General features: G+C 44.9%; 18 protein-coding genes. 15 read left to right on the top strand and 3 right to left on the bottom strand.

The window, feature by feature from the left end:
* Positions 1–4: 4 nt before the first annotated feature.
* A complete protein-coding gene (locus tag MY7_RS15315; protein WP_029325800.1) occupies positions 5–775 on the bottom strand; it encodes a WecB/TagA/CpsF family glycosyltransferase in 771 nt (256 codons plus the stop codon).
* A gap of 355 nt (positions 776–1,130) precedes the next feature.
* On the opposite strand from MY7_RS15315, the gene tagD reads away from it, so the two are divergent.
* The 5 genes from tagD to tagH all read left to right on the top strand — a co-directional run bounded on the left by tagD (position 1,131) and on the right by tagH (position 7,998).
* Positions 1,131–1,520, top strand: coding sequence for a glycerol-3-phosphate cytidylyltransferase (gene tagD, locus MY7_RS15310; RefSeq protein WP_003151361.1), 390 nt, complete (start codon positions 1,131–1,133; stop codon positions 1,518–1,520).
* Positions 1,521–1,657: 137 nt separating this feature from the next.
* Entirely contained in the window at positions 1,658–3,196 is a 1,539-nt protein-coding gene (locus MY7_RS15305; protein WP_007614140.1) for a glycosyltransferase family 2 protein, read from the top strand.
* Positions 3,197–3,245: 49 nt separating this feature from the next.
* Positions 3,246–5,420 (top strand): CDP-glycerol glycerophosphotransferase family protein, encoded by a 2,175-nt coding sequence (locus tag MY7_RS15300; RefSeq protein WP_007614139.1) that lies wholly within the window; start codon positions 3,246–3,248, stop codon positions 5,418–5,420.
* 185 nt (positions 5,421–5,605) lie between these two features.
* On the top strand, positions 5,606–6,433 hold the full coding sequence (locus MY7_RS15295) for an ABC transporter permease (protein ID WP_007614137.1): 828 nt from the start codon (positions 5,606–5,608) through the stop codon (positions 6,431–6,433).
* Positions 6,434–6,453: 20 nt separating this feature from the next.
* Positions 6,454–7,998 carry a teichoic acids export ABC transporter ATP-binding subunit TagH gene (gene tagH / locus MY7_RS15290; protein ID WP_007614136.1) on the top strand — a complete coding sequence of 515 codons (1,545 nt, stop codon included), beginning with the start codon at positions 6,454–6,456 and terminating at the stop codon, positions 7,996–7,998.
* 38 nt (positions 7,999–8,036) lie between these two features.
* On the opposite strand, the gene galU is transcribed toward tagH, so the two are convergent.
* The gene (gene galU, locus MY7_RS15285; protein ID WP_003151367.1) at positions 8,037–8,921 is read right to left on the bottom strand and encodes a UTP--glucose-1-phosphate uridylyltransferase GalU; all 885 of its coding nucleotides are present in this window, start codon (positions 8,919–8,921) and stop codon (positions 8,037–8,039) included.
* A gap of 228 nt (positions 8,922–9,149) precedes the next feature.
* On the opposite strand from galU, the gene wecB reads away from it, so the two are divergent.
* On the top strand, positions 9,150–10,289 hold the full coding sequence (gene wecB / locus MY7_RS15280; RefSeq protein WP_029325801.1) for a non-hydrolyzing UDP-N-acetylglucosamine 2-epimerase: 1,140 nt from the start codon (positions 9,150–9,152) through the stop codon (positions 10,287–10,289).
* A gap of 30 nt (positions 10,290–10,319) precedes the next feature.
* Here the strand turns inward: wecB and tagU are convergent, their stop codons facing one another.
* Positions 10,320–11,237: a polyisoprenyl-teichoic acid--peptidoglycan teichoic acid transferase TagU gene (gene tagU, locus MY7_RS15275; RefSeq protein ID WP_007614132.1), complete on the bottom strand. Its 918-nt coding sequence runs from the start codon at positions 11,235–11,237 to the stop codon at positions 10,320–10,322.
* Positions 11,238–11,417: 180 nt separating this feature from the next.
* On the opposite strand from tagU, the gene MY7_RS15270 reads away from it, so the two are divergent.
* The 9 genes from MY7_RS15270 to tuaF all read left to right on the top strand — a co-directional run bounded on the left by MY7_RS15270 (position 11,418) and on the right by tuaF (position 22,532).
* Positions 11,418–11,735, top strand: coding sequence for a hypothetical protein (locus tag MY7_RS15270; protein WP_007407496.1), 318 nt, complete (start codon positions 11,418–11,420; stop codon positions 11,733–11,735).
* A gap of 32 nt (positions 11,736–11,767) precedes the next feature.
* Positions 11,768–13,888 carry a SpoIID/LytB domain-containing protein gene (locus MY7_RS15265; RefSeq protein ID WP_007614131.1) on the top strand — a complete coding sequence of 707 codons (2,121 nt, stop codon included), beginning with the start codon at positions 11,768–11,770 and terminating at the stop codon, positions 13,886–13,888.
* A 21-nt stretch (positions 13,889–13,909) separates the two neighbouring features.
* Positions 13,910–15,400, top strand: a complete 1,491-nt coding sequence (locus MY7_RS15260; RefSeq protein WP_007614130.1) for an N-acetylmuramoyl-L-alanine amidase — start codon at positions 13,910–13,912, stop codon at positions 15,398–15,400.
* A 217-nt stretch (positions 15,401–15,617) separates the two neighbouring features.
* Positions 15,618–16,277, top strand: a complete 660-nt coding sequence (locus MY7_RS15255) for an exopolysaccharide biosynthesis polyprenyl glycosylphosphotransferase (protein ID WP_003151373.1) — start codon at positions 15,618–15,620, stop codon at positions 16,275–16,277.
* Between the two features lie 36 nt (positions 16,278–16,313).
* Complete coding sequence (gene tuaB / locus MY7_RS15250) at positions 16,314–17,762, top strand: teichuronic acid biosynthesis protein TuaB (RefSeq protein ID WP_007614128.1); 1,449 nt, start codon at positions 16,314–16,316, stop codon at positions 17,760–17,762.
* Entirely contained in the window at positions 17,759–18,955 is a 1,197-nt protein-coding gene (gene tuaC, locus MY7_RS15245; RefSeq protein ID WP_007614127.1) for a teichuronic acid biosynthesis protein TuaC, read from the top strand. The genes tuaB and tuaC overlap by 4 nt, the downstream gene beginning before the upstream one ends.
* A 4-nt stretch (positions 18,956–18,959) precedes the next feature.
* Positions 18,960–20,300 (top strand): UDP-glucose 6-dehydrogenase TuaD, encoded by a 1,341-nt coding sequence (gene tuaD, locus MY7_RS15240; protein WP_007614125.1) that lies wholly within the window; start codon positions 18,960–18,962, stop codon positions 20,298–20,300.
* A gap of 67 nt (positions 20,301–20,367) precedes the next feature.
* Positions 20,368–21,855 (top strand): teichuronic acid biosynthesis protein TuaE, encoded by a 1,488-nt coding sequence (gene tuaE, locus MY7_RS15235; protein WP_029325802.1) that lies wholly within the window; start codon positions 20,368–20,370, stop codon positions 21,853–21,855.
* Entirely contained in the window at positions 21,852–22,532 is a 681-nt protein-coding gene (gene tuaF, locus MY7_RS15230; protein ID WP_007614122.1) for a teichuronic acid biosynthesis protein TuaF, read from the top strand. The genes tuaE and tuaF overlap by 4 nt, the downstream gene beginning before the upstream one ends.
* Positions 22,533–22,542 lie beyond the last annotated feature (10 nt).

Raw genomic sequence — 22,542 nt, 5'->3', positions numbered from 1 at the left:
TTGTTTAAAGCTGTTTCGTTTGATCTTCTGCCTGCTTGGAATACAGGCTTTTATTTGATTTATTATTTCTCAAAACGGTAAAAGCATACTTCGGAATGTTCAGCATCCTTTTCCATCTCCACGGATTCGTCACCAGTCTGTACAGCCATTCCAGATTCGTTTTGATCATCCATTCAGGGGCGCGTTTCACCGTTCCGCTGAACACATCAAAGCTTCCGCCCAAACCGATCGATACAGCCTGAGGGAAAAGATGTTTGTATTCATAAATAAATTGTTCCTGATGGGGATATCCTAAGGCGACAAACACGAGATCGGGTTTCGCCCGGGAAATCTGTTTGGCGACGAAGCGTTTATCCGCTTCATAACCGTTGCTGGCTCCGACAACCTCAATATTCGGATACTCTTTGCTGATCCGGTTCAAAACGGCGTCAAGCACGTCTTGCTTAGCTCCGTATAAATATATTTTTTTAGACTGCCGGTTTGCGAGGCCGAGCAGCGCAAGAAACACATCGAATCCCGCAATTCTTGATTTCAGCGGGTGCTGCGTCAAACGTGACATTAACACGACGCCGATACCATCCGGCAGGACGAAATCCGCGGATGAAATGACTTGATGATAACCTTTGTCTTTCGCCGCAGCGTATCCGATCTCAGGATTGACCGTCGCAATGACGGCTCCTTGCTTTTGTGCGATATAATAAGTGTCTAAATATGAAATAAACTCCTGTAAATTTCCATTAACATAAGAAAGGTTGTGCACCATTTCAGTCTGCATCAGCCGTCCTCCTTTTTGTACGGGATTTTCTTTCACTTTTTCGTGACTTAGGCTAAGCTTTATTTTAACATAATACCTTCAGATAAACTTAACAATAGTTTTACAAAAATATAAATAAGATAACAATTTCTTTAATCATACGCGCAAAAACCCTGCTAAACTCCTATTGTAATAACATTTGTTAATAAGTGGATTTTAACTTCGTTTTACATTGGCTTAACCTTTTCAGGGCTATGTGATATAATGAGGTTCCATGAGTACGAAATTGGCACTTTAGTGATTAAGGATACAGCTGCGCAGCATTTCAGGGCAGTTGCTTGTTATACGTATGATGATAGAAAGGAGCTTTTGTTTCATGAAGAAGGTCATTACTTACGGTACGTTTGATTTACTGCATTGGGGTCATATTAAACTGCTTGAGCGCGCAAAGCAGCTTGGAGATTACCTTGTTGTTGCCATCTCAACAGACGAGTTCAACCTGCAAAAACAAAAAAAGGCCTACCACAGCTATGAACACAGAAAGCTGATTCTGGAAACGATCCGTTATGTCGACGAAGTCATTCCGGAAAACAGCTGGGATCAAAAAGTACGTGACGTAGCGGATCACAACATCGACGTGTTCGTAATGGGAGACGATTGGGAAGGCAAATTCGATTTCCTTAAAGATCAATGCGAAGTCATCTACCTCCCTAGAACCGAAGGCATTTCCACCACACAGATTAAAAAAGAAATTGCCGGGGTGTAATTGAAACATTCGGATATACAGATGATAAAGAAGTACTCCCTCCGGATAGGGAGTACTTCTTGTAATATAAGGTTATTTTCGCTATATTTGTTATGCGCTTTTGAAAAAAAGCTAGACAATAAGAGGAGAATTTAAAGATGAATCTTAGTAACTTTTTTAAGTTGAATAAAAAAGAGTCCAAGCCGTCCGTAGAAGAACGCGAATATACCATTTTAAACAAAGAAGCATTGGCGGAAGAGAAGAAGGTAGCGGTAGTCGTTCCTGTTTATAATGCAGAAGAATATGTAAGGAAAACAGTTGATTCAGTGATCCTTCAAAACATCGGCTTTCAGCATATTTCTTTAATTCTGGTCGATGATTGCTCTACTGATGATTCCAGAAACATCCTGACTGAGTACGCCGAATTGTATGAAAATATTACAGTCGTCTTTTTGAAAGACAACACGGGAACCCCGGCTTATCCGAGAAACTTGGGAATTGAGCTGGCAAATGCGAAGTACATTACATTTTTGGATGCAGATGATTGGTTTGCGCCGAACGGAGTTAAAATCTTATTCGACATGCTTGAAAGAGATCAGGTAAATTATGCGGTCGGAAAAACGATCGAAATGCAGGTGAACGGTCAAAAAACGATCGGGAAACATGAGTCTTCGCTGAACAGAGCGAAGGTATCGCCTTTTTCAATCCGGCATATTTTCTATCATCTGGGCCCGCGGGCAAGAATGATGAACTTACAATTTCTAAAAGATAATGATATCAGATATCCGGAAATGAAATTTGCTGAAGATAAGCAATTTTTTATGGATGTTCTTTTGGCGTGCGGAGATATTTCAACGTCAACCGAACCGGTCTATTATCTGAACAGAATGGACAATAATGAGTCGCTGACAAAGCAGACTAATATAATGGAAAAAACCGACACGAACATAGCCGTAATGAAGTATATTCTGAACAAAAAATTAGATACTGAAAAAGAGAAGATGGCGATGAACCGCCTGATCGAATTCGATTCCATTACGCGCCTTTTCGATCGGATGCACTTCCTGAAAAGCGAAAACAAAGAAGCCTACTACAATAAATTCAATGAAATTCTGAATGTGTTAAAGAAGACGAAATACGATATTTCCGAGACATTTTTTCATCCGATTCATAAAACAGCCTTCCGTCTGCTGACTCAAAAACGGTATGATGAGGTCGAAAAGCTGTTCCGCTGGTCCAAAAAAGAGCCCGATAAAAACATCGTGACGCAAGACGGGCTGGCTTATTTAGAAAGCCCGCTGACGGATGAAGAAAATAAACTGGTCGAACTTCGCATGCACGGAGAAACGGAAAGCGCGGTGTTCGCCGATCATAAATTCACCGTTACGTTCCGCTTGTTCGGACAGGACAGAAATAATGCCCAATATATTCTGTTTCAGCACAGAGATAACATGAAAGTACAACACCAGTTTCCGGTTCAGTCACTGGGAGACGGGCGGTACGTCCTTGAAATCCCGTTAAGTGACATTGAAAAAGTCGGACTTGGCGGTTATATTATGTATGTCATTTATAACGATTATGAACGTGTCATGTTAAACAGAGAAGACGGTGAAAAGGTGACGGCAGAAGTGAACGGACTGCAATATCAATTCTACCGGACGGTGAAGGAGAACCTTTCGCTGAAAGTAACAAAATGATGATTGTAATTGGATATGTTTAATTGAAACAGAGGAGTAGACTTATTTTATGGGTATAGAAAATCCTGTCAGATACAAGTTAAAACATCTTAACATAAAGGAAGAGACATTCAGCATTACGATATCCTGTGAAAATGTCACTGCAGGGGAAGAGCCTTCTCTTCAGATTATAAATCGTAAGACAAAAGCGGAACTTTCCGTCCCTCTGAAACGGTTGGCAGGAGAAGGCGGGGAGTACCATGCTGTCATGAGCACGGATCTGCTTTCTGACCATACGGACGGCAAAGGATGTCTGGATTTCTATGTCTCCTTTATCAATGATGACAGTGATATCAGTAAAAAACGGTTAAAATCCAGCCTTGAACCTATTGAACTGTCTTCTTATAAAGATGAGGCTCATCATATGTTCTTTTTCCCTTACACGACGAAAAAAGGGAATTTCTCCTTAAAGCTGCTGCAGAAAAAGTTCGTTACGCGGATTGATGAAATGGAGCTCGAATCTGACGGCAGCTTACATCTGAAAGGTTTTGCATTCCGGCTGAATGCGGCAGAAACCTTAAAGATAAAAGAAAAAAACCTGATTCTGAAAATGAAAAAAGGAAAAGAAGAGGAGCCTCTCATTCTGAAGTACCCGCTTCACGACGTGCCGAGACACGACCTTGATGAATATGTTCAGGACACAACGATGCTTGACACGATAGGCTTTGATACAAAAATTGATTTGAATGCTGTTTATAAAGAATTGAATCAGCAGCTAACCTTTCAATTCCATATTCAATTCATTTTTGAAGATGCCGGGACGGGTGAAGAGATTATCACCAACAGCAAACCGTTAAAGGTTCTGAAATCTGAACATGTAAATCCTAACCAATTCACGATTTTGAAAACGGAGAAAGGGCCTGCCAGATTTCACGTTTTCACGAAAAAGAAAACGAAAAATCTCCACCTGAGAATGAACGATTACAGCTTCAGCACCCGCGTGGAGTATTTTGTGAAAGGAAAGCTGAAACGGGGCGCTTCCTTTGTACGCAAGAGAAAGAATAAGCTGAAAAAGTTCATTGAGAAAAGAATACAAAACACTTATAAAGCGGGATTCAGGGTTGCGGGGAAACTGCCTGTCAAACAGAAATTTGTCATGTTTGAAAGCTTTGCCGGAAAACAGTACAGCTGCAACCCGCGGGCGATTTATGAATACATGAGCAAAGAGATGCCGGAATACCGTCTCTGCTGGAGTGTAAACCCCGCTTACTCACAGACATTTAAAGATAAAGGAATTCCTTATATCGAACGCTTTACGTTCAAATGGCTGTTCGCCATGGCAAGAGCCGAGTACTGGGTTGTCAACAGCCGTATGCCGCTGTGGATTCCGAAACCTGAGCATACGACATATGTCCAGACATGGCATGGCACGCCTTTAAAGCGCCTTGCAGTAGATATGGATGAAGTGCATATGCCGGGAACAAACACTGAAAAATACAAGCGCAACTTTACGACAGAGGCTTCAAAGTGGGATTACCTGATTTCACCGAACGCATATTCAACCGAAATATTCGCCCGGGCGTTTCAGTTTAATAAAACCATGATTGAATCGGGATATCCGCGGAATGACTTCCTTCAAACGGATAACAGCCCTTCTGTCATCAAAGCGCTGAAAGAAAAAATGAATCTTCCGCAAGATAAAAAAGTGATTATCTACGCACCGACATGGCGGGATGACCAATTTTATAAGAAGGGAAAATACAAGTTTGACCTTGATTTAGACCTTCATCAATTGAGAGAAGCGATCGGCGACCGTTATGTCATTATTTTACGGATGCATTATCTCGTGGCGGAAAACTTTGATCTCGGACCGTATGAAGGATTTGCTTATGATTTCTCCAGCTACGAAGATATCCGTGAGCTGTATATGGTCTCTGATTTACTCATAACGGACTATTCCTCTGTCTTTTTTGACTATGCAAATCTGAAAAGACCGATGCTGTTTTATGTGCCTGATATCGAAACGTACCGGGATAAACTCAGAGGGTTTTACTTTGACTTTGAAAAAGAAGCGCCCGGCCCGCTTGTCAAAGAAACAGGTGACGTTATCAAATGGGTCAATGAAACGGAATCAGATGATTATAAGCTTCCGGATTCGTTCGGGCCTTTTTACGAGAAGTTCTGTTATTTAGAAACCGGAGAATCGTCTGAAAAAGCTGTAAAAGTGATTTTCGGGGACAAGTAAATAAGTGCAAAAAAGCATAATTTAACCACGTTAATTATGCTTTTTTGCTTAAGTGACGGCATGCTGCGCTCATGGGACTCAGGCTTGTTATGAAGTGAAAAATACATCGTAATCTGTTACAATTATGAGCGGTGCTTTTGTAAGTCAAAGCTATTACCTAAAACTTACGACTAAGGAAGATTAGAATGAATGCATTGGTAAAAATTCTGAAAGAGCAATTCAACTCATTTCCGCTGATTATGCGGCTTGCAGTGTACGAAACGAAATCAAAGTATCAAGTGAACTATCTGGGTATATTGTGGCAGTTTCTCAACCCTATGATTCAAATGCTGGCTTACTGGTTCGTATTTGGTCTCGGGATTCGCGGCGGACATGATATGGTGCTTGGAAATGGAGACAGCGTACCGTTCATCGTCTGGATGCTGGCCGGCTTAATTCCTTGGTTCTTTATCAGTCCGACGATACTGGATGCATCTAACAGCGTTTTTAAACGGATAAATTTAGTGTCGAAAATGAACTTTCCGATCAGTTCACTGCCTTCTGTAGTGATAGCATCGAATTTATTCAGTTATTTTGTGATGATGGGGATTTATATTATTGTGCTGCTGAGCAACGGTCTTTTTCCGACGCTGCACTGGCTGCAATATATTTATTACCTGTTTTGTATGATCAGTTTTATGTTTGCTTTCGGCCTGTTTAATTCGACTATCAGCGTATTAATCAGGGATTACCAGTTTTTGCTTCAGGCCGTCACAAGGCTGCTCTTTTTTCTTCTGCCGATTTTTTGGGACATTGCAGAGAAATTCGGAAACAGACCTGAAGTTTTGACCATCTTGAAGTTAAACCCTCTTTTCTATATTATCGAGGGCTTTAGAGACAGCTTTATGGAAGGGCAGTGGTTTTTCCACGATGTGAAATACACGCTGTATTTCTGGTTTGTCACACTGCTGTTGTTAACAGTCGGTTCACTTCTTCATATGAAATTCAGAGATAAGTTTGTTGACTTTCTTTAATATAGTAAGGAGATTATACGATGAAACTAAAAGTTTCGTTCAGAAATGTTTCAAAACAGTATTTTCTATATAAAAAACAGTCTGACAAAATTAAAGGACTGTTTTTCCCAAACAGAAATCAAAAAGGTTTTTTCGCTGTCCGAAATGTTTCTTTTGACGTCTATGAAGGGGAAACGATCGGATTCGTAGGGATCAACGGGTCGGGAAAATCAACGATGTCCAATCTGCTTGCAAAGATTATTCCGCCGACAAGCGGTGAGATTGATATGAACGGGCAGCCGTCTTTAATCGCGATTTCTGCCGGATTAAACAATCAATTAAGCGGTAAAGACAACATTCGTTTAAAATGCTTGATGATGGGTCTCAACAATCGGCAGATAGACGAGCTTTATGAAAAAATCGTTGAATTCGCGGATATCGGCGACTTTATAGATCAGCCTGTTAAAAGCTATTCAAGCGGTATGAAATCCCGTCTCGGTTTTGCCATATCGGCGCATATGGACCCTGACATCCTTATTATTGATGAGGCGCTCTCAGTAGGGGACCAGACTTTCTATCAGAAATGTGTGGACCGCATTACGGAATTTAAAGAACGCGGCAAAACGATCTTTTTCGTCAGTCATTCCATCGGACAGATTGAGAAAATGTGTGATCGGGTGGCTTGGATGCATTACGGCGAAATGCGTATGTTCGACGAAACGAAAGCCGTTGTGAAAGAATATAAAGCTTTTGTGGATTGGTTCAACAAGCTCTCAAAGAAAGAAAAAAAGAAATATCAAAACGAGCAGATTGAAGGCAGAACGCGGGCAGCCGAGGAACAGAAAATCACTCAGGCGCAGCAAAAGAAAGCGAAGCCTAAATTCATTGCCAATACGATACAGATTACGCTGCTTGCATTGCTGGCTGTCGGCGCAGGCGCTTCGATGTTTTCAGACAAGCCTCTGCGTGCGATCACATCTTTCGGTCACGTCAAACAGAGCGATGCCGGACTTTATGAGTCTGTGAATAAACCTGCTTTGGTAAAAGCGGAAAAGGCGGACCTTTATACTGAAAAAGATATAAAAGGAAAAGCCTCCGCAAGTGTAAGTTTCGGCACGAAGGTGCAGGTAGAAGCCGAAAATAACCAGGCGGCCAAAGTGAAATTAAACGATAAAGAGTACTTTATGAAAAAGACTGATCTGTATAAAGTGAACGCTTTAAAAAAGACGGATGTTCAGCTTAATGATTTCAGCGGCAGTTTATCAAGCCAAACAGCAGAAGAGTTTCTCTCATATCTCAATAAAAGCCGGGACGATGTGGAGAGTAAATTGAAAAATCCAGCTGCCGGACAAACGGCTGACGGACGGAACGTATTAAAAACATCCGATGCAAAAACGGATGTAGTGATTGACAATGATACAGTCTCCGAAGTGGTTTTTCATTTATCGCGTCCAGCAGACATCTCAGCTTTAAGTGAAAAAGGCGGCAGCAAAATCAATCAGAATTTGCTCATGCTTAAAAACCAGGAATATACTTTTTCTGTGAACAATGCTGATAAAACACTGACGGTAACGTCTAAAAAGTAAAGATCACATAAAAAAGCTGCCGGATTCGGCAGCTTTTTCTATTCGTCAGCTTCTTCTTTTTCAAGAAGATCCTTCATGAACGGAATTAATTTATGGCGGATATCCTGATCCTGTAAGGCGAATTCAAGTGTCGTCTCGATAAATCCGAGTTTTTCACCGACATCGTAACGTTTTCCTTCGAAATCATAAGCGAAGACACGCTGAATGTCATTGAGCTTTTGGATGGCGTCCGTTAATTGAATTTCTCCCCCTGCACCGACTTCCTGCTGTTCCAGGTACATGAAAATTTCAGGAGTGAAAACGTATCTTCCTAAAATAGCCAAGTTGGAAGGAGCTGTGCCCGGTTCAGGCTTCTCTACAAAATTTTTGACCTGGTAACGGCGGCCTTCATTTGTTAACGGATCGATAATTCCGTAGCGGTGTGTGTCGCTTTCAGGAACTTGCTGAACACCGATGATTGAAGACAATGTTTTTTCGTATTCATCCATCAGCTGACGAAGTCCCGGTTTTTCAGCCTGGACAATATCATCGCCGAGAAGAACGGCGAAAGGTTCATCGCCGATGAAGTTGCGTGCGCACCAAACGGCATGACCGAGTCCTTTTGGCTCTTTTTGGCGAATATAGTGGATATCCGCAATATTTGACGATTTTTTCACTTTTTGAAGCAGTTCGATTTTTCCTTTTTCTTCTAAATTGCGTTCCAGTTCAGGGGCATTGTCGAAATGGTCTTCTATTGCTCTTTTTCCTTTTCCGGTTACGATAATAATATCTTCGATGCCGGATTCGACAGCTTCTTCGATAATATACTGAATTGTCGGCTTATCAACGATTGGAAGCATTTCTTTAGGCATTGCTTTTGTGGCCGGCAAAAAACGAGTGCCTAAACCTGCTGCCGGAATAATGGCTTTGCGTACTTTCTTCACTGAATAACACCATCCTTGTTTCTGCAAAATCTTTTTTTCAGAACTATAACCTAGTCTTTTTCCACTTTACCACAATTGATTAAAATTCACACCTTTTAATCCGCTTTCAAAGAGTCTTGTAACGGTTTTTGCTTTGTTTGCCATTAAGCTTTACAATATCTAAGAAACGGCATAAATATGTTAACATGAAGGGATATCCGACATATAAAACGAGGTGCAGACAAACCGTTGAAAAAACTAAAAGTAATGACCGTATTCGGTACAAGACCTGAAGCAATTAAAATGGCTCCGCTCGTATTAGAGCTTGAAAAATATCAGGAAATTGATTCGCTGGTGACAGTAACCGCACAGCACAGACAGATGCTGGATCAAGTGCTTGAAGCATTCAGCATTACGCCTGATTTTGATTTGAATATTATGAAAGAGCGTCAAACGCTTTCAGAAATTACATCTCATGCTTTGCTGAAACTGGACAAGCTGTTCCAAGAAGTAAAACCAGATATCGTTTTGGTCCACGGAGATACGACGACAACGTTCGCCGGAAGTCTTGCCGCCTTTTATCATCAAATCGCTGTCGGCCATGTGGAAGCCGGTCTGCGTACGCAAAATAAATACTCTCCTTTCCCCGAGGAAATCAACCGGCAGATGACGGGCGTGATCGCTGATGTGAATTTTGCGCCGACAAGCCAGGCTGAACAGAATCTGCTTGCTGAAAATAAAAAGCCGGATTCTATATTTGTCACGGGAAATACAGCGATAGACGCACTTCAAACGACAGTGCGGGAAGATTATTTTCATCCGATTTTTGACAAGCTGGACGGAAGCAGGATGATTCTTTTGACAGCGCACAGACGTGAAAATTTAGGCAGGCCGATGGAACAGATGTTTAAGGCCGTCAGAAGAATCGTTGAAGAGTTTGAGGACGTACAAGTCGTTTATCCCGTTCATTTGAATCCCGCAGTTCGTGAGGCCGCAGAAGCCCATTTCGCTGATTCGGACAGGGTGCATTTAATAGAACCTCTGGAGGTCGTGGATTTCCATAACTTCGCTGCGAAAGCAAATTTCATTTTGACCGACTCGGGCGGAGTGCAGGAGGAAGCGCCTTCTCTCGGAAAGCCGGTCTTGGTGCTTCGGGACACAACCGAGCGCCCCGAAGGAGTGAAAGCCGGGACATTAAAGCTGGCGGGTACAGATGAAGAAACGGTGTATCAGCTGACAAAACAGCTCTTAACCGATCAGACTGAATATGAACGGATGTCAAAGGCGTCAAACCCTTATGGTGACGGATCGGCTTCAAAACGGATTGTGGAAGAACTGCTTTATCGGTACGGCTATAGAAAAACCCGTCCGCAGCCTTTTACAGAATAAAAAACTCTGCATCATATGCAGAGTTTTTTATTATTTCAGGCTTTCTTTTAATTCTTTTTTGACTGAAGCGAGGCTTGCTTCATCTAATTTGTAATAATAGATATTGTTGATTCTCGTTCCCGTTCCCTTCAGTTCATGCTGAGTGACTTTGCTGCGGGCGTTTTTATAGTCAGTCATAACCGTCCACATATCATCGAATGACATGTTTGTTTTCATATTGTTTTCAATGACCTTAAACATATCTCCGAATTTCGTGACAGACGAGATGTTTGCCCCTTTAGAAATAATCCCTTCAATCACTTGGCGCTGGCGCTGCTGCCTGCCGAAATCCCCCCGGGGATCTTCTTTTCTCATACGCGTGTAGGCAAGTGCTTCTTCGCCGTTCAGGCTGATGTTCCCCGTTCCGAAAGAGTGCCCGTCGTAGTTGAAGGCAAACGTGCTGTTCACCGTAATCCCGCCGAGTGTATCCACGGTATCTTTGAAGCTCTCCATGTTTACTTTCACAAAATAATCTACCGGCACGTCAAGCAGGTCCTCGACGGTATCCGCGGCCATCTGCGTTCCGCCGAAAGCATAGGAGTGGTTGATTTTATCCATCGTACCTTTGCCGTAGATTTTCGTATACGTATCACGCGGAATGCTGACCATTTCTGTTGTATTCGTTTTAGGATTGACGGTCATATAAATCATCGTATCCGCGCGCCCTTTGTCATTTTTTCGCTCATCGACGCCCATGATTAAAACAGAAATCGGATCCTTCTTTCCGAGATCTATATCCGTGTCACGTTTGTCCGATTTTTTCAAGTCTTCCTGAATGCTTGCCACCGTTGAAGCCGCTTTGTGCCACAAGTAGTAGACGTAGCCTCCTGATGATAAAACTAACAGCCCGATGATTGTTACGATTGTCAGAAGAACTTTTTTCTTCTTTCTTTTTCGTTCAGCTCTCATTTGTCATCACCTTTTCTATTAACTTTCCTGATGCAATTTACTAATCTTTATAAACCCAGTCATATTTTTACTTATAACCATGTAATAGACGAAATTCTTAAAAAAAGGTTACAAAAAGACCTTAAAATTACCTTAAAAAAAAGTTAGTATAAGACGATACATAAAGATGAGGTGAAAAAAATGAAAAAAACTATTGCAGCTTCGTTCTTAATACTGCTTTTTTCTGTTGTATTGGCAGCGTGCGGAACGGCGGATCAATCAAAGAAGGGAAGCGGTTCTTCGGAGAACCAGGCTCAAAAAGAAACTGCATATTATGTCGGTATGGCGGATACGCACACAATTGAAGTAAAAGTGGATGATCAGCCCGTCAGCTTTGAATTTTCTGATGACTTCTCTGATGTTCTGAATAAATTCAGCGAAAATGACAAAGTCAGCATTACTTATTTCACAAATGATAAAGGCCAAAAAGAGATCAAGGAAATCGAGAAAGCAAAATAATACACCATGATCAGCAAAAGGCGGGATAAAAATTGAAGAAAACAATATGGGCTGTCTGTTTTTCTGTGATATTCAGCCTGGCTTTATTACCGGAAAGCACTTTTGCGTCCAGTTCTGATATTTCAGTAAAACTGACGAATTATATTGGTAATAAATCGACTCTGAATATCGAACCTTCAGGAACTTATAAACTGACGGGAAGCGATGTCTCCTCCGTTGCCAGATTGGGAGGCGCGTCCAAATATGATACGGCTAACGCTGCGACATCTAAGTATTGGAAAAACCCGTCCAACGTGGTCGTCGTGAATACGGATGCTTATTTTGCGGACACGCTTTCCGTCATCCCTTTAGCGAATAAACTGAAAGCGCCTGTTCTGCTGACTGAAGCGAAAAAACTGAGCAGCAGCACAGAAGCGCAAATCAAGAAATTCAGTCCGGATAATATTTTAATCATCGGCGGAACGAACAGTATTTCGTCAGCCGCGGAAAAGACATTGAAGAAATACGGCCGCACGAAACGGATCAGCGGAAAAAACAGATATGATCTGTCCAAAAATATTGCGGCCGAAATGGGCAGCTATGACCAGGCGGTCGTAGTAACGGGGGATGTATATACGGATGCGCTGGCAATCGCGCCTTATGCTGCGCAAAACGGCTATCCGATTCTCCTGACGAAAAAAGACTCCCTCCCGAGCTACAATCTGCCTAAAAAAGTGATCATCATGGGAGGCACTTCAAGCGTCAGCAAAGATGTGGAGAATCAAATTAAAAAGAAGGCCTCGGTCACCAAAAGAATTACCGGATCAAACAGATATCAAATATCAGCAAACGCAGTCACTTCGCTGGGCATGGATGCAAGCAAAACGGTGGCTGCCAACGGGACAAAATTAGCGGACATCGTTGTCGGATCAAATATTGCCGCCGCAAATCACATGCCGCTTGTATACATCAAAAAAAGCGAAACACCCGCCGACGAGGCCAGCCTTTTTAAAACGAAAGGCACCTATTCTTATACATTAATAGGCAGCGCGAATTCAATTGCCGATTCAGTTAAGGCTGCTTACGCAAAAGAGTTTTATCTCGTAAACGGAAAGACGTACCGTATTGAAACGTCCGGCGGCAAATTAGGCGTTGCAGGCATTAACAGCGGAAAAACGTCTTTCAAGGCGGTTCCTGAAAAATATTCAACAGCAAACACAATCAGCATTGACGGGAAACCGTATCTGGGGAATATGAGTTTCACTGCGGAATCCGGCAAATATGTAAGACCTGTTAATGAAAACATTCCTTTTGAGGATTATCTGAAAGGTGTCCTGCCGAATGAAATGCCTGGAAGCTGGCCGACAGAAGCGCTGAAAGCCCAAGCTGTTGCCGCCCGCACCTACTCTATCGGCAAGATGGGACAAACAGTCGCGGATACAACGGCCTTTCAGGTTTACGGGGGATACAGCTGGTATCCAAACGCCACCGCAGCCGTTAACGGAACAAAAGGGAAAGTGCTCACTTATTCCGGCAGATTGATAGATGCCACTTACTCATCAAGCAATGGCGGTTACATGGAAGCCGGCGATGAAGTGTGGGGATCGAAAGTGCCGTATTTGGTAGCCAAAAAGGATACAAAAGATCCGGAAATCAGCTGGTCTTTAACATTGCAGAAGCAGCAGCTGCCAGCGGGTCTGGATATGAAAAATCCCGCATCCTGGTGGTCTAAAACAAACGAAGCAAATGCCGCGCAGCTCAACGGAATAAAAAATTGGCTGATGAAAAATAAAGAAACCAATGCAAGTTCCATAAAAATTGCAAGCATCTCTGATCTCTCGCTCACCGGAAAAACAAAAGGCCAGCGCGCGGAAGACGCCGCGGTGAAAGTCACGTACCACGTGAATGACAAGTCGAAGGGCTATGTCATGAACAAGACTGCATCTGTTGAGGTGAAAGCGTCTGAACTCAGAACGATGATCGGAGCTTCATCTTTTAAAAGCACATACGCCAGTGCGTCCGGTAATTCTTCGCAAATCACGATATCAGGAAAGGGATACGGTCACGGCGTAGGAATGAGTCAATACGGAGCAAAAGAAAGAGCGGAGGCCGGAGAGCCGTATACTTCTATTCTTGCGTTCTATTATCCTAATACAGCACTTACAAACTACTAAACTTCTGTGGAGGAGATCGGATTGAAATTCATCATAAAATGTCTCCCCGTCTTTATTCTCGGGGTCATTCTATTTGTCCCTTCCGCTTTGGCTGACAACACGGTTAAAAGGATCGGCGGAAGCACCCGGTATGATACGGCTGTACTGGCGGCAAAACAATCATGGGGTGAAGCGAAAACGGTCATTATCACCGGCGGAACTTCATATGCCGATGCAATTGCCGCTGCGCCGCTTGCATATCAAAAAAATGCGCCGCTGCTGTTTACAAATAAAGATCAGCTGTCTGCCGGCACAAAAAAGGGATTAATTGATTTAAAAACGAAAAATGTGATTATCGTAGGCGGCACACCTGCCGTTTCGAAAAATACTGAAAATCAAATTGCTAAATTAGGCATCAGTGTCAAACGATTATCAGGGAGCACGAGATATGCCACAGCCGCAAAAGTGGCGGGTGAAATGACAAGATCTTCTACAGCCCTTGTGGTCAACGGGTTTGTTGATGCAGATGGAATGGCTGCGATTTCTTATGCGTCCGCTAAAAAATATCCGATTTTATTCACTAATGATTCGACATTAAATGGTTCTACGTCCAATGCGATCAAAAGCTTAGGGATTAAAAACACGATTGTCATCGGCGGGACAAGCAGCATCAGCAGCTCACTTTATAATAAGCTGCCGAACCCTTCAAGAATCAGCGGCAAAAACCGCTATAACCTGTCTGTGAATCTTGCAAAAAAGACAGGCCTAAGCACAGGCTATACGTTTGTTACCAATGGTTTTAAAGAGGCGGATACCATCGTCGGAGGCGTGCTGAGCGCCAAACAGGGAAGAGTTCACCTGCTGACGAATGGAGACAGTCTGTCAAAAGACGTCCGGACGTATATCGGAAGTAAAAACATCACCAGCTTCACCGTCATAGGAAGTGCTTCATCTTTAAGCAACAATGCCGCGTCGCAGCTTAAAAATCCGGTTGTCGGCAAAACGGTCTTTATTGATCCGGGCCACGGTTTACAGGATTCAGGAGCAACCGGAAACGGCTTGCTTGAGAAAAATGTAAACCTTGATATCGCTACGCGTCTTAACAATCAATTATACGGGGCGGGCGCGCTTACTGTAATGTCGAGGAAGGGCGACACCTTTGACTCGCTTGAGGAGAGAGTGAACAAAGGGGCGAAGGCGAACGCCGATATTTTCATCAGCGTCCATGCGAACGCAAATGATAACAGCAGTGCAAACGGTACGGAGACGTATTATGATAAAACGTACCAATCCGCAAACAGTCTGAGGCTTGCCCAAAATATTCAGCCGAGAATGGTTTCTGCCCTCGGCACGCGTGACCGCAGTGTGAAAACTGCCGGGTTTTACGTCATTAAGTATTCTAAAATGCCGAGTGTCTTGTTAGAAACCGGTTTTGTCACAAGCCCGATTGATGCCAACATTTTAAAACAATCAACGAAAAAGGACAGACTCGCGGCGGGGATCACCCAAGGCGTTTCCTCCTATTTCAGATAATATTTTTCATGGAAACAGACCGGTTCATACCGGTCTGTTTTTTTATTTTTCATTATGCTTTGTCTCAAATATGGATATGAATAGATTTACAATAAAAAAACAATAATCGAAACATTCTAATAAACATTAACGCTTCCTTTACTTCCAATTAACATCCATCTGCTAAACTCACGGCATAGGTCATCAAACATCCCAACAAATCGTGAGGTGTGTGTCAGTGGGAGCAGAGAAAAGCATGAATGTAAATAATAACTATGCAGTGCGGCAGGGGACTTCCGCTGCCGTTACGGAAAGAACGGCCCGTTATTTGGCTTTTAAGCGATTCATGGACATTGTGTTTGCGCTTGCGGGGCTCTTGGCGGCACTCCCGGTGATGGGCCTGTTCTCCATACTGATTCGTTTGGAGTCGCCCGGCCCGGCTTTTTATAAGCAGGAGCGGGTAGGCAAAGACGGGAAGCCGTTTTATTTGTATAAGCTCCGCTCTATGAAAATAGATGCTGAAAAATCGGGGGCGGTTTGGGCGCTGAAAAAGGATCCCCGCGTGACAAAGGTCGGCGCTTTTATCAGAAGGACCCGTATTGATGAGCTGCCGCAGCTGGTAAATGTGCTTCGGGGAGAAATGAGTCTGATCGGCCCGCGTCCCGAGCGGCCCGTGTTTACGGAACAGTTTCAGGCTGAGATTCCGGGGTTTACGGAGCGGCTGGCCGTTAAGCCGGGATTAAGCGGCTGGGCGCAGGTCAACGGGGGATATGACATGACACCGAGGGAAAAACTGATGTTTGACTTATATTATATCCGCAACCTGACCTTTTCATTGGAACTGAAGATTATGCTCAAAACGTGCAAAGTGATCTGGACCGGTGACGGGGCGCGATAAAAATTCTGGTCAGCAGATAAAAAAGTAGGGAAAACGATGCCTAGTATTACAAATCAAATCTTGAGCGGCGCCAAATGGACAAGTATTTCGACAGCGTGTATTACGGTCATTCAAATCGTCCAATTCGCCCTGCTCGGGCGGGTCATGTCACTGGCTGAATTCGGCCTTGTCGGCATGATCACAACGGTAGTGGTGTTTGCCCAAATTGCGCTTGATATGGGTTTTGGCGCCGCGCTCATTCAAAAAGATCATGTGACTGATAAACAGATGTCTTCCTTGTACTGGCTGAATATCATAACGGGGCTTGCGCTGTTTGCGCTGCTGTTTTTCAGCAGTCCGCTCATCGCCGATTTTTATCGGCGGGAGGAGCTTGTCTATTTAATCCGCGTGCTGGCCGTCATGTTTTTAATCGCTCCGATCGGTCAGCAATACCAGTATATGCTGCAAAAAGCGCTGGCATTTAACACGCTAAGCAAGATTGAAATCTTTTCAAATGTGCTGTCCTTCGTGTATTTGGCGGCCGCGGTTTTTTATACGGACCCGATTCTCGCCTATGTGATTTCCCAGGTGCTGCTGCAATCGTCAAAAGGCATTCTGTACTGGATGTCCTGCAGAAAAACATGGAGACCGGCGTTCGTTTTTGATCTGAAAGGAATGAAAGGCTTCTTTTCTTTCGGGGCCTTTCAGCTGTCTTCCCGGCTTGTGAACCGGCTCGGAGCGAATATTGATATGATTCTGATCGGCAGTTTTATCGGCGCCGAGGCGCTCGGCATTTACAATCTGGCCTACCAGATTGTCACGCTTCCGGTATTAAAAATTAATCCGATCATTACGAGAGTCGCGTTTCCCGTCTTTGCGAAAAACAAGCATGAAAACAGCGTTATCAGAGAAGGATTTCTTAATATGACCAAAATACTCGCGCTGATATCCTTTCCGCTTTTGCTCGGTTTGGTTTCAGTGTCGGATGCATTCGTGGCTTCGGTATTCGGAGAAAAATGGCTGGCGGCTGTCCCGGTTTTAAATGTTCTCGCCATCGTAGGGATTTTAAGGGTCCTGATGAATCCGAACGGATCTGTGCTGCTCGCAAAAGGGCGGGCCGATCTGGCGTTTTATTGGGACGCCGGGGTGATGCTGCTGTATGGTGCATCTTTGTACGCCGCCGTGCTGTCCGGAAATCTCTTGACGGTAGCCTGGACGTACGCTTTCATCAGCCTCCTGAATTTCCTGATCGGGCGCTGGCTGTTGGCATATGTCATTAAGCTGCGGCTGTCGGCTTACTTCAAAGCCGTAGCCAAACCGTTTCTGCTTACGGCGGCAATGGGTGTCATCGCCTTTACAGCCAGCTTCGGAACGGAGCGGATCAGCCTTGATGTCAAGCTGCGGCTGGCGATCTCCGTAGCCTGCGGCGCGTTGTGTTATTTATTCCTGTTGGGAAAAGCTTATCCGCAGATGAAAAGTAAATTAAGAAAAGGACGTTTGCTATGAAGGTATTGTGGCTGACAAGTGTCTATCCGAGCAGTGAGAAGCCGGGGGAAGGCGTTTTTCATGAAACACAGGCGCAAGAACTGAGAAAGCTTGGCGCGGAGATGACCGTTATTTGTCCGCGGCCGAAACTCGCCGCGCCATTCCGGGTGCTAAAAAAGACATATCGGAAAAAGGATATCAGGCCGGCACATGAATGGCGGAAAGGCGTGTCCGTCCACCGGCCGTTTTATCAGGCGGTTCCCGGGCAGCTGAAATGGGCGCAGCCGCATAAAAGAATGGCGTCATCGGTTCTTTCCGCGATTAAAAATCAAGGCCTGAAGCCCGATCTGATTCACGCGCATTTCGCCATGCCGTCAGGCGGAGCGGCCGCCATTGTGTCAAAGGCTTTAGGCATTCCGTATGTGCTGACCTTGCATGGCAGTGATGTCAATGTCTATCCGCATTACAGCAAAAGCGCTCATCGCGCATTTACATTTGCGGTGCGGGAAGCAGCCGATATTTACGCTGTGAGCGGCAGTCTGCGGGAACAAATGAAAAAGCTCATCGAAGCGGAGTGCAGCGTGCTTCCGATCGGCATCACGCTTGACGCCTTCCGAGAAAGGAACGAGACGAAAGAAGCCGTCAGAAAACGGCTCGGCCTTCCTCCGGATAAAAAACTGATCGTGTTCATCGGCAGGCTTGTCAAAGAGAAAGGTGTTTTCGACTTATCAAAAGCCGTTCAGTCATTGGATGAAAATTATGAAGCTGTCTTTGTCGGTGACGGTCCCGCCGCATCTTCATTGCGGGAAGCCGCTCATATCGTCACGGGGCAAGTGCCGAACGACAAGGTACAGGACTATCTGCTGGCCTCGGATGTAATGGCGCTGCCGTCCTACAGCGAAGGCATGCCGACTGTGGTCATTGAGGCGCTCGCTCTGAAGGTGCCGGTGATCTGTACCGATGTCGGAGGATTGGCTTCTTTATTCGGGAAACACCGGGGGTTGCTGATCAAGCCGGGTTCACCTGACACGCTGGCAGAATCGATTCTGCGATATGACGGAGGAGAGGCTTGGACGCCGCAAACAGCCGAGGAACTTTATCAAACCGTCCGCACGTATTTTGACGCACGCCAAAACGCGAAAGCGCTGAATGAGAAATACCGATCCGTAATGAACCGGGCCGGGCAAGAGGAGAACCTTTCGAAAGAGGGATGAAGCTGTGAAAAAAATCGCTGTATTAGGAACAGGGTATGTAGGTCTTGTATCTGGAACTTGTTTTGCGGAAATCGGCCATCATGTGACTTGCTGTGACATCAATGAAGCGAAAATCAGAAGCTTGCAAAACGGAGTCATCCCGATATATGAACCGGGGCTTGAGGAATTAGCCGAAAAAAATGTCAGTGCCGGGCGCTTATCCTTTACGGCCGGCATTGAGCCGGCTGTGAAAGCCGCTGATATCATCTATATCGCCGTCGGTACGCCGATGTCAAAGACGGGTGAAGCCGATCTGACCTACATTAAGGCAGCGGCGCAAACAATCGGAGAACAGCTGAACGGATACAAAATCATTGTCACCAAAAGCACTGTTCCGGTCGGGACGGGAAAGCTCGTTTATCAAATCGTCAGCGAAGCGTCAAAGGGAAAACATCCGTTTGATGTCGCGTCAAATCCTGAATTCCTCCGCGAAGGTTCGGCGGTGAGGGATACGATGCAGATGGAGCGGGCGGTTATCGGCGCCACAAGCGAACATGCCGCTTCGGTCATTGAAGAGCTTCATAAGCCGTTCCGTACGAAGATCGTAAAGACCAATCTTGAAAGCGCGGAAATGATTAAGTATGCCGCAAATGCTTTTTTAGCCGCCAAAATATCTTTTATTAATGATATCGCCAATATTTGCGAACGTGTCGGCGCGGACATTTCCCACGTGTCAGAAGGCGTCGGTCTTGACAGCCGGATCGGGAATAAATTTCTGCAGGCGGGCATCGGATTCGGCGGATCCTGCTTTCCGAAGGATACAACGGCTTTATTGCATATCGCAAACGCCGCCGGCTATCCGTTTCAAATGATGGAAGCCGTCATTGAAACCAATCAGAAGCAGCGGGTCCGTATTACGGAAAAATTGAACCGCGCCATCGGTCCCTTAAAAGGGAAAACCGTGGCCGTACTGGGGCTGGCCTTTAAACCGCACACAAATGACGTCCGCTCCGCCCCGGCTCTTGATATCATCACAAGTCTTAAAGAGCAGGGCGCTCACGTGAAAGCGTATGATCCGATCGCGATTCCCGAAGCGTCAGCCATATTAGGAGACGGCGGCATTGAATATCACACAGAGCTGTACAGTGCCATCAAAAACGCGGACGCATGCCTGATTACAACAGATTGGCCGGAAGTCAAGGAGATGGATCTTCAGAGAGTGAAGCAGCTGCTCAAACAGCCGGTCATCATTGACGGCAGAAATATGTTTCCGTTGGAGTATATGAGGGTTTCAGGATTCACTTATCATTCCGTCGGACGTCCGGCGGTTCATGCCGATCGGCAAATAAAAGAACTGGCAAGATAGAAAAAGATTTGTCTTCAGGCTCTCGGCAGCCCGGCTCGGCTGCCGGTTTTGGAAAGGGGTTTGCCATGTGAGTATCAAATGTTCAGCGGCACATGTTCTTGTGCTGCTTGCCGCTCTCATTACAGGAGGATTTATCATGCTGGAGGCGGTCAGGGCGGATGCCGGCTTCGGAAAAATCACCGTGCTGCTGCTTGCCGCCATGATCGGCATTGCCGGACTTGCTTTGCTATCCGCCTTTACAACAAACGGTCAGATGTTTATGGGGCTCATTTATATACTGATCGCGTGTACATTTTTAAACCAGGCCTTCTTTGCGGTTCATCTCGGATTTTTCAGCTTATTTATATATCGGCTGTTATTAATCGGAGCGGGCGCCCTTCACATTGCCGGCATCCTGACAAACCGTCATCATATTGACAGATGGAATCGGGTGAATGTAAAAGGGATTCTGATGTTTTTCGCCTTATGGTTTACATACGGTCTCCTATCGTTATTGTGGGCAAAATCCGTGACGTACGGGATTAAATATTTAGCTTTAATGGGAATGGGCATGTTTTTGATTTATCTTATTGTCATGTTCATTCAGCGCTTTGATCAGCTGATGGTTTTTTACGGCATATGGCTTGTGATGACCATTTTTGTGATGGCGATCGGCTTTTACAACCATTTTACACACCACCATCTGCCGAGCTCCACGCTTTATAACGGCCCGCAGTACAAACAGCATTATCCGACGTCCGTTTTCTTTAATCAAAATGATTTCGCCGCCTTTTTGTGCATCAGTTTCTTTCTGTATGCGGCGGCGGTGAAAAATATGAAAAACGGCTATGTGAAGGCCGTCAGCCTGCTCTTTGCAATCAGTGCTTTGTATTTAATCATTTTGACCGGTTCGCGCGCGAGTCTGCTGGGCATATGCGCGGGGGCGGCTGTATACGTCTTCATCCTGCTGCCTTCCCTGTTGAAAAAACTCGCGCTGTACGCTGCGGGAGCGGGTGCGGCGCTGTTTGCGGTTTTATTTGCGGGCCGTATCACCAATGCCGTCTTGAATCTGTTTTCAGCTCCGCAGGCGATGCCCGGACAGCAACCGCTTCCTTCCAACCTCGCGAGGGCGAATCTTTTAAAAAACGCCTTTCACTATGTGATTGATTCCTGGGGGTTCGGAGTGGGTGCCGGAAACGTCTCGTATTATTTAAAAGCTGAGCCCGTTTATGATACGGGCGGCGTAGTTGAGGTGCACAACTGGCTCGTCGAGATTATGGCGAACTTCGGCGTGCTTACGATGCTCGGTTACCTGACAGTCTATTTGTTCCTTTTTTGGACACTTTATAAATGTCATGAAAGAAAATCGGAAAATCAGTCAAGACTGATCACAGAAGGACTTATCACGGCGATGGCCGGTTTTTTGGTAAGCAGCATCAGCCCAAGCTCCGTATCAAATTTATTTTTCCACTGGGTATTTCTCTCGCTCGTGATCGCGGCGGTCAATATATTGAGGCGTTTACAAAAGGAGCCTGCCGTCACGGCGTACTATGAAAAACAGGGAGATGCGAGATGAAGGATATGTTGACAAGAATAACCCGCCGTATCAAAAAGAATATCATTTGGATCATTGCGCTGCCCGTTGTGTTAGGGGCGGCGGGATATGTATTGCCGTCAAAAATCAGCGGAAACAGCAGTTTTACATCAGAAGCCGCGATCGCCGCGGGAAACTATGATCATCCGCTTTATAACAATACAAAAGAAATCCCGCTCCTTTTGACGAGCGATGCCTTTTTAAAGCAGGCTCTGCCTGATAAAACAGATGAAGAAAGAGCGGCCGTGAAAAGTAAACTGACTGTCGAAACACAATCAGATTCATTGATCACGGTCAGCTACAGCGGCCAAAACAAACAGGAGACCGAATCGGTGTTTCAAGCCGTCATAACAACTTTTCTGAAGAATGATCAGGATCTGTTTGAAAAACGGGCAAAAGTAGTGCGGCAGAGTATTGCTGCGCTTGAAGGAGAAACCGTCAGCGCGGACGCCAAAGTGGATAAGGAACGATTTTTATACGAATTGAAAAATACGCAGCTGAACCTGAAAGCGGCCGGCGTCATCAATTCAGAGCCGATGAATGAAATGGCGGGACAGGGCATGTCGCCGAAAAAGAAAGCGGTTCTGGGTGTTTTAATCGGCATTGCAGTTGCATTTATGTTCATTGTCATTCCTGAGTTTTTTAGAGAGTCCTTGTAAAAATCTGCGA

Source organism: Bacillus sp. 5B6, from assembly GCF_000259405.1.
GTDB classification, from domain to species: Bacteria; Bacillota; Bacilli; order Bacillales; family Bacillaceae; genus Bacillus; species Bacillus velezensis.
This window is presented reverse-complemented; position numbering and strand designations above follow the sequence as displayed.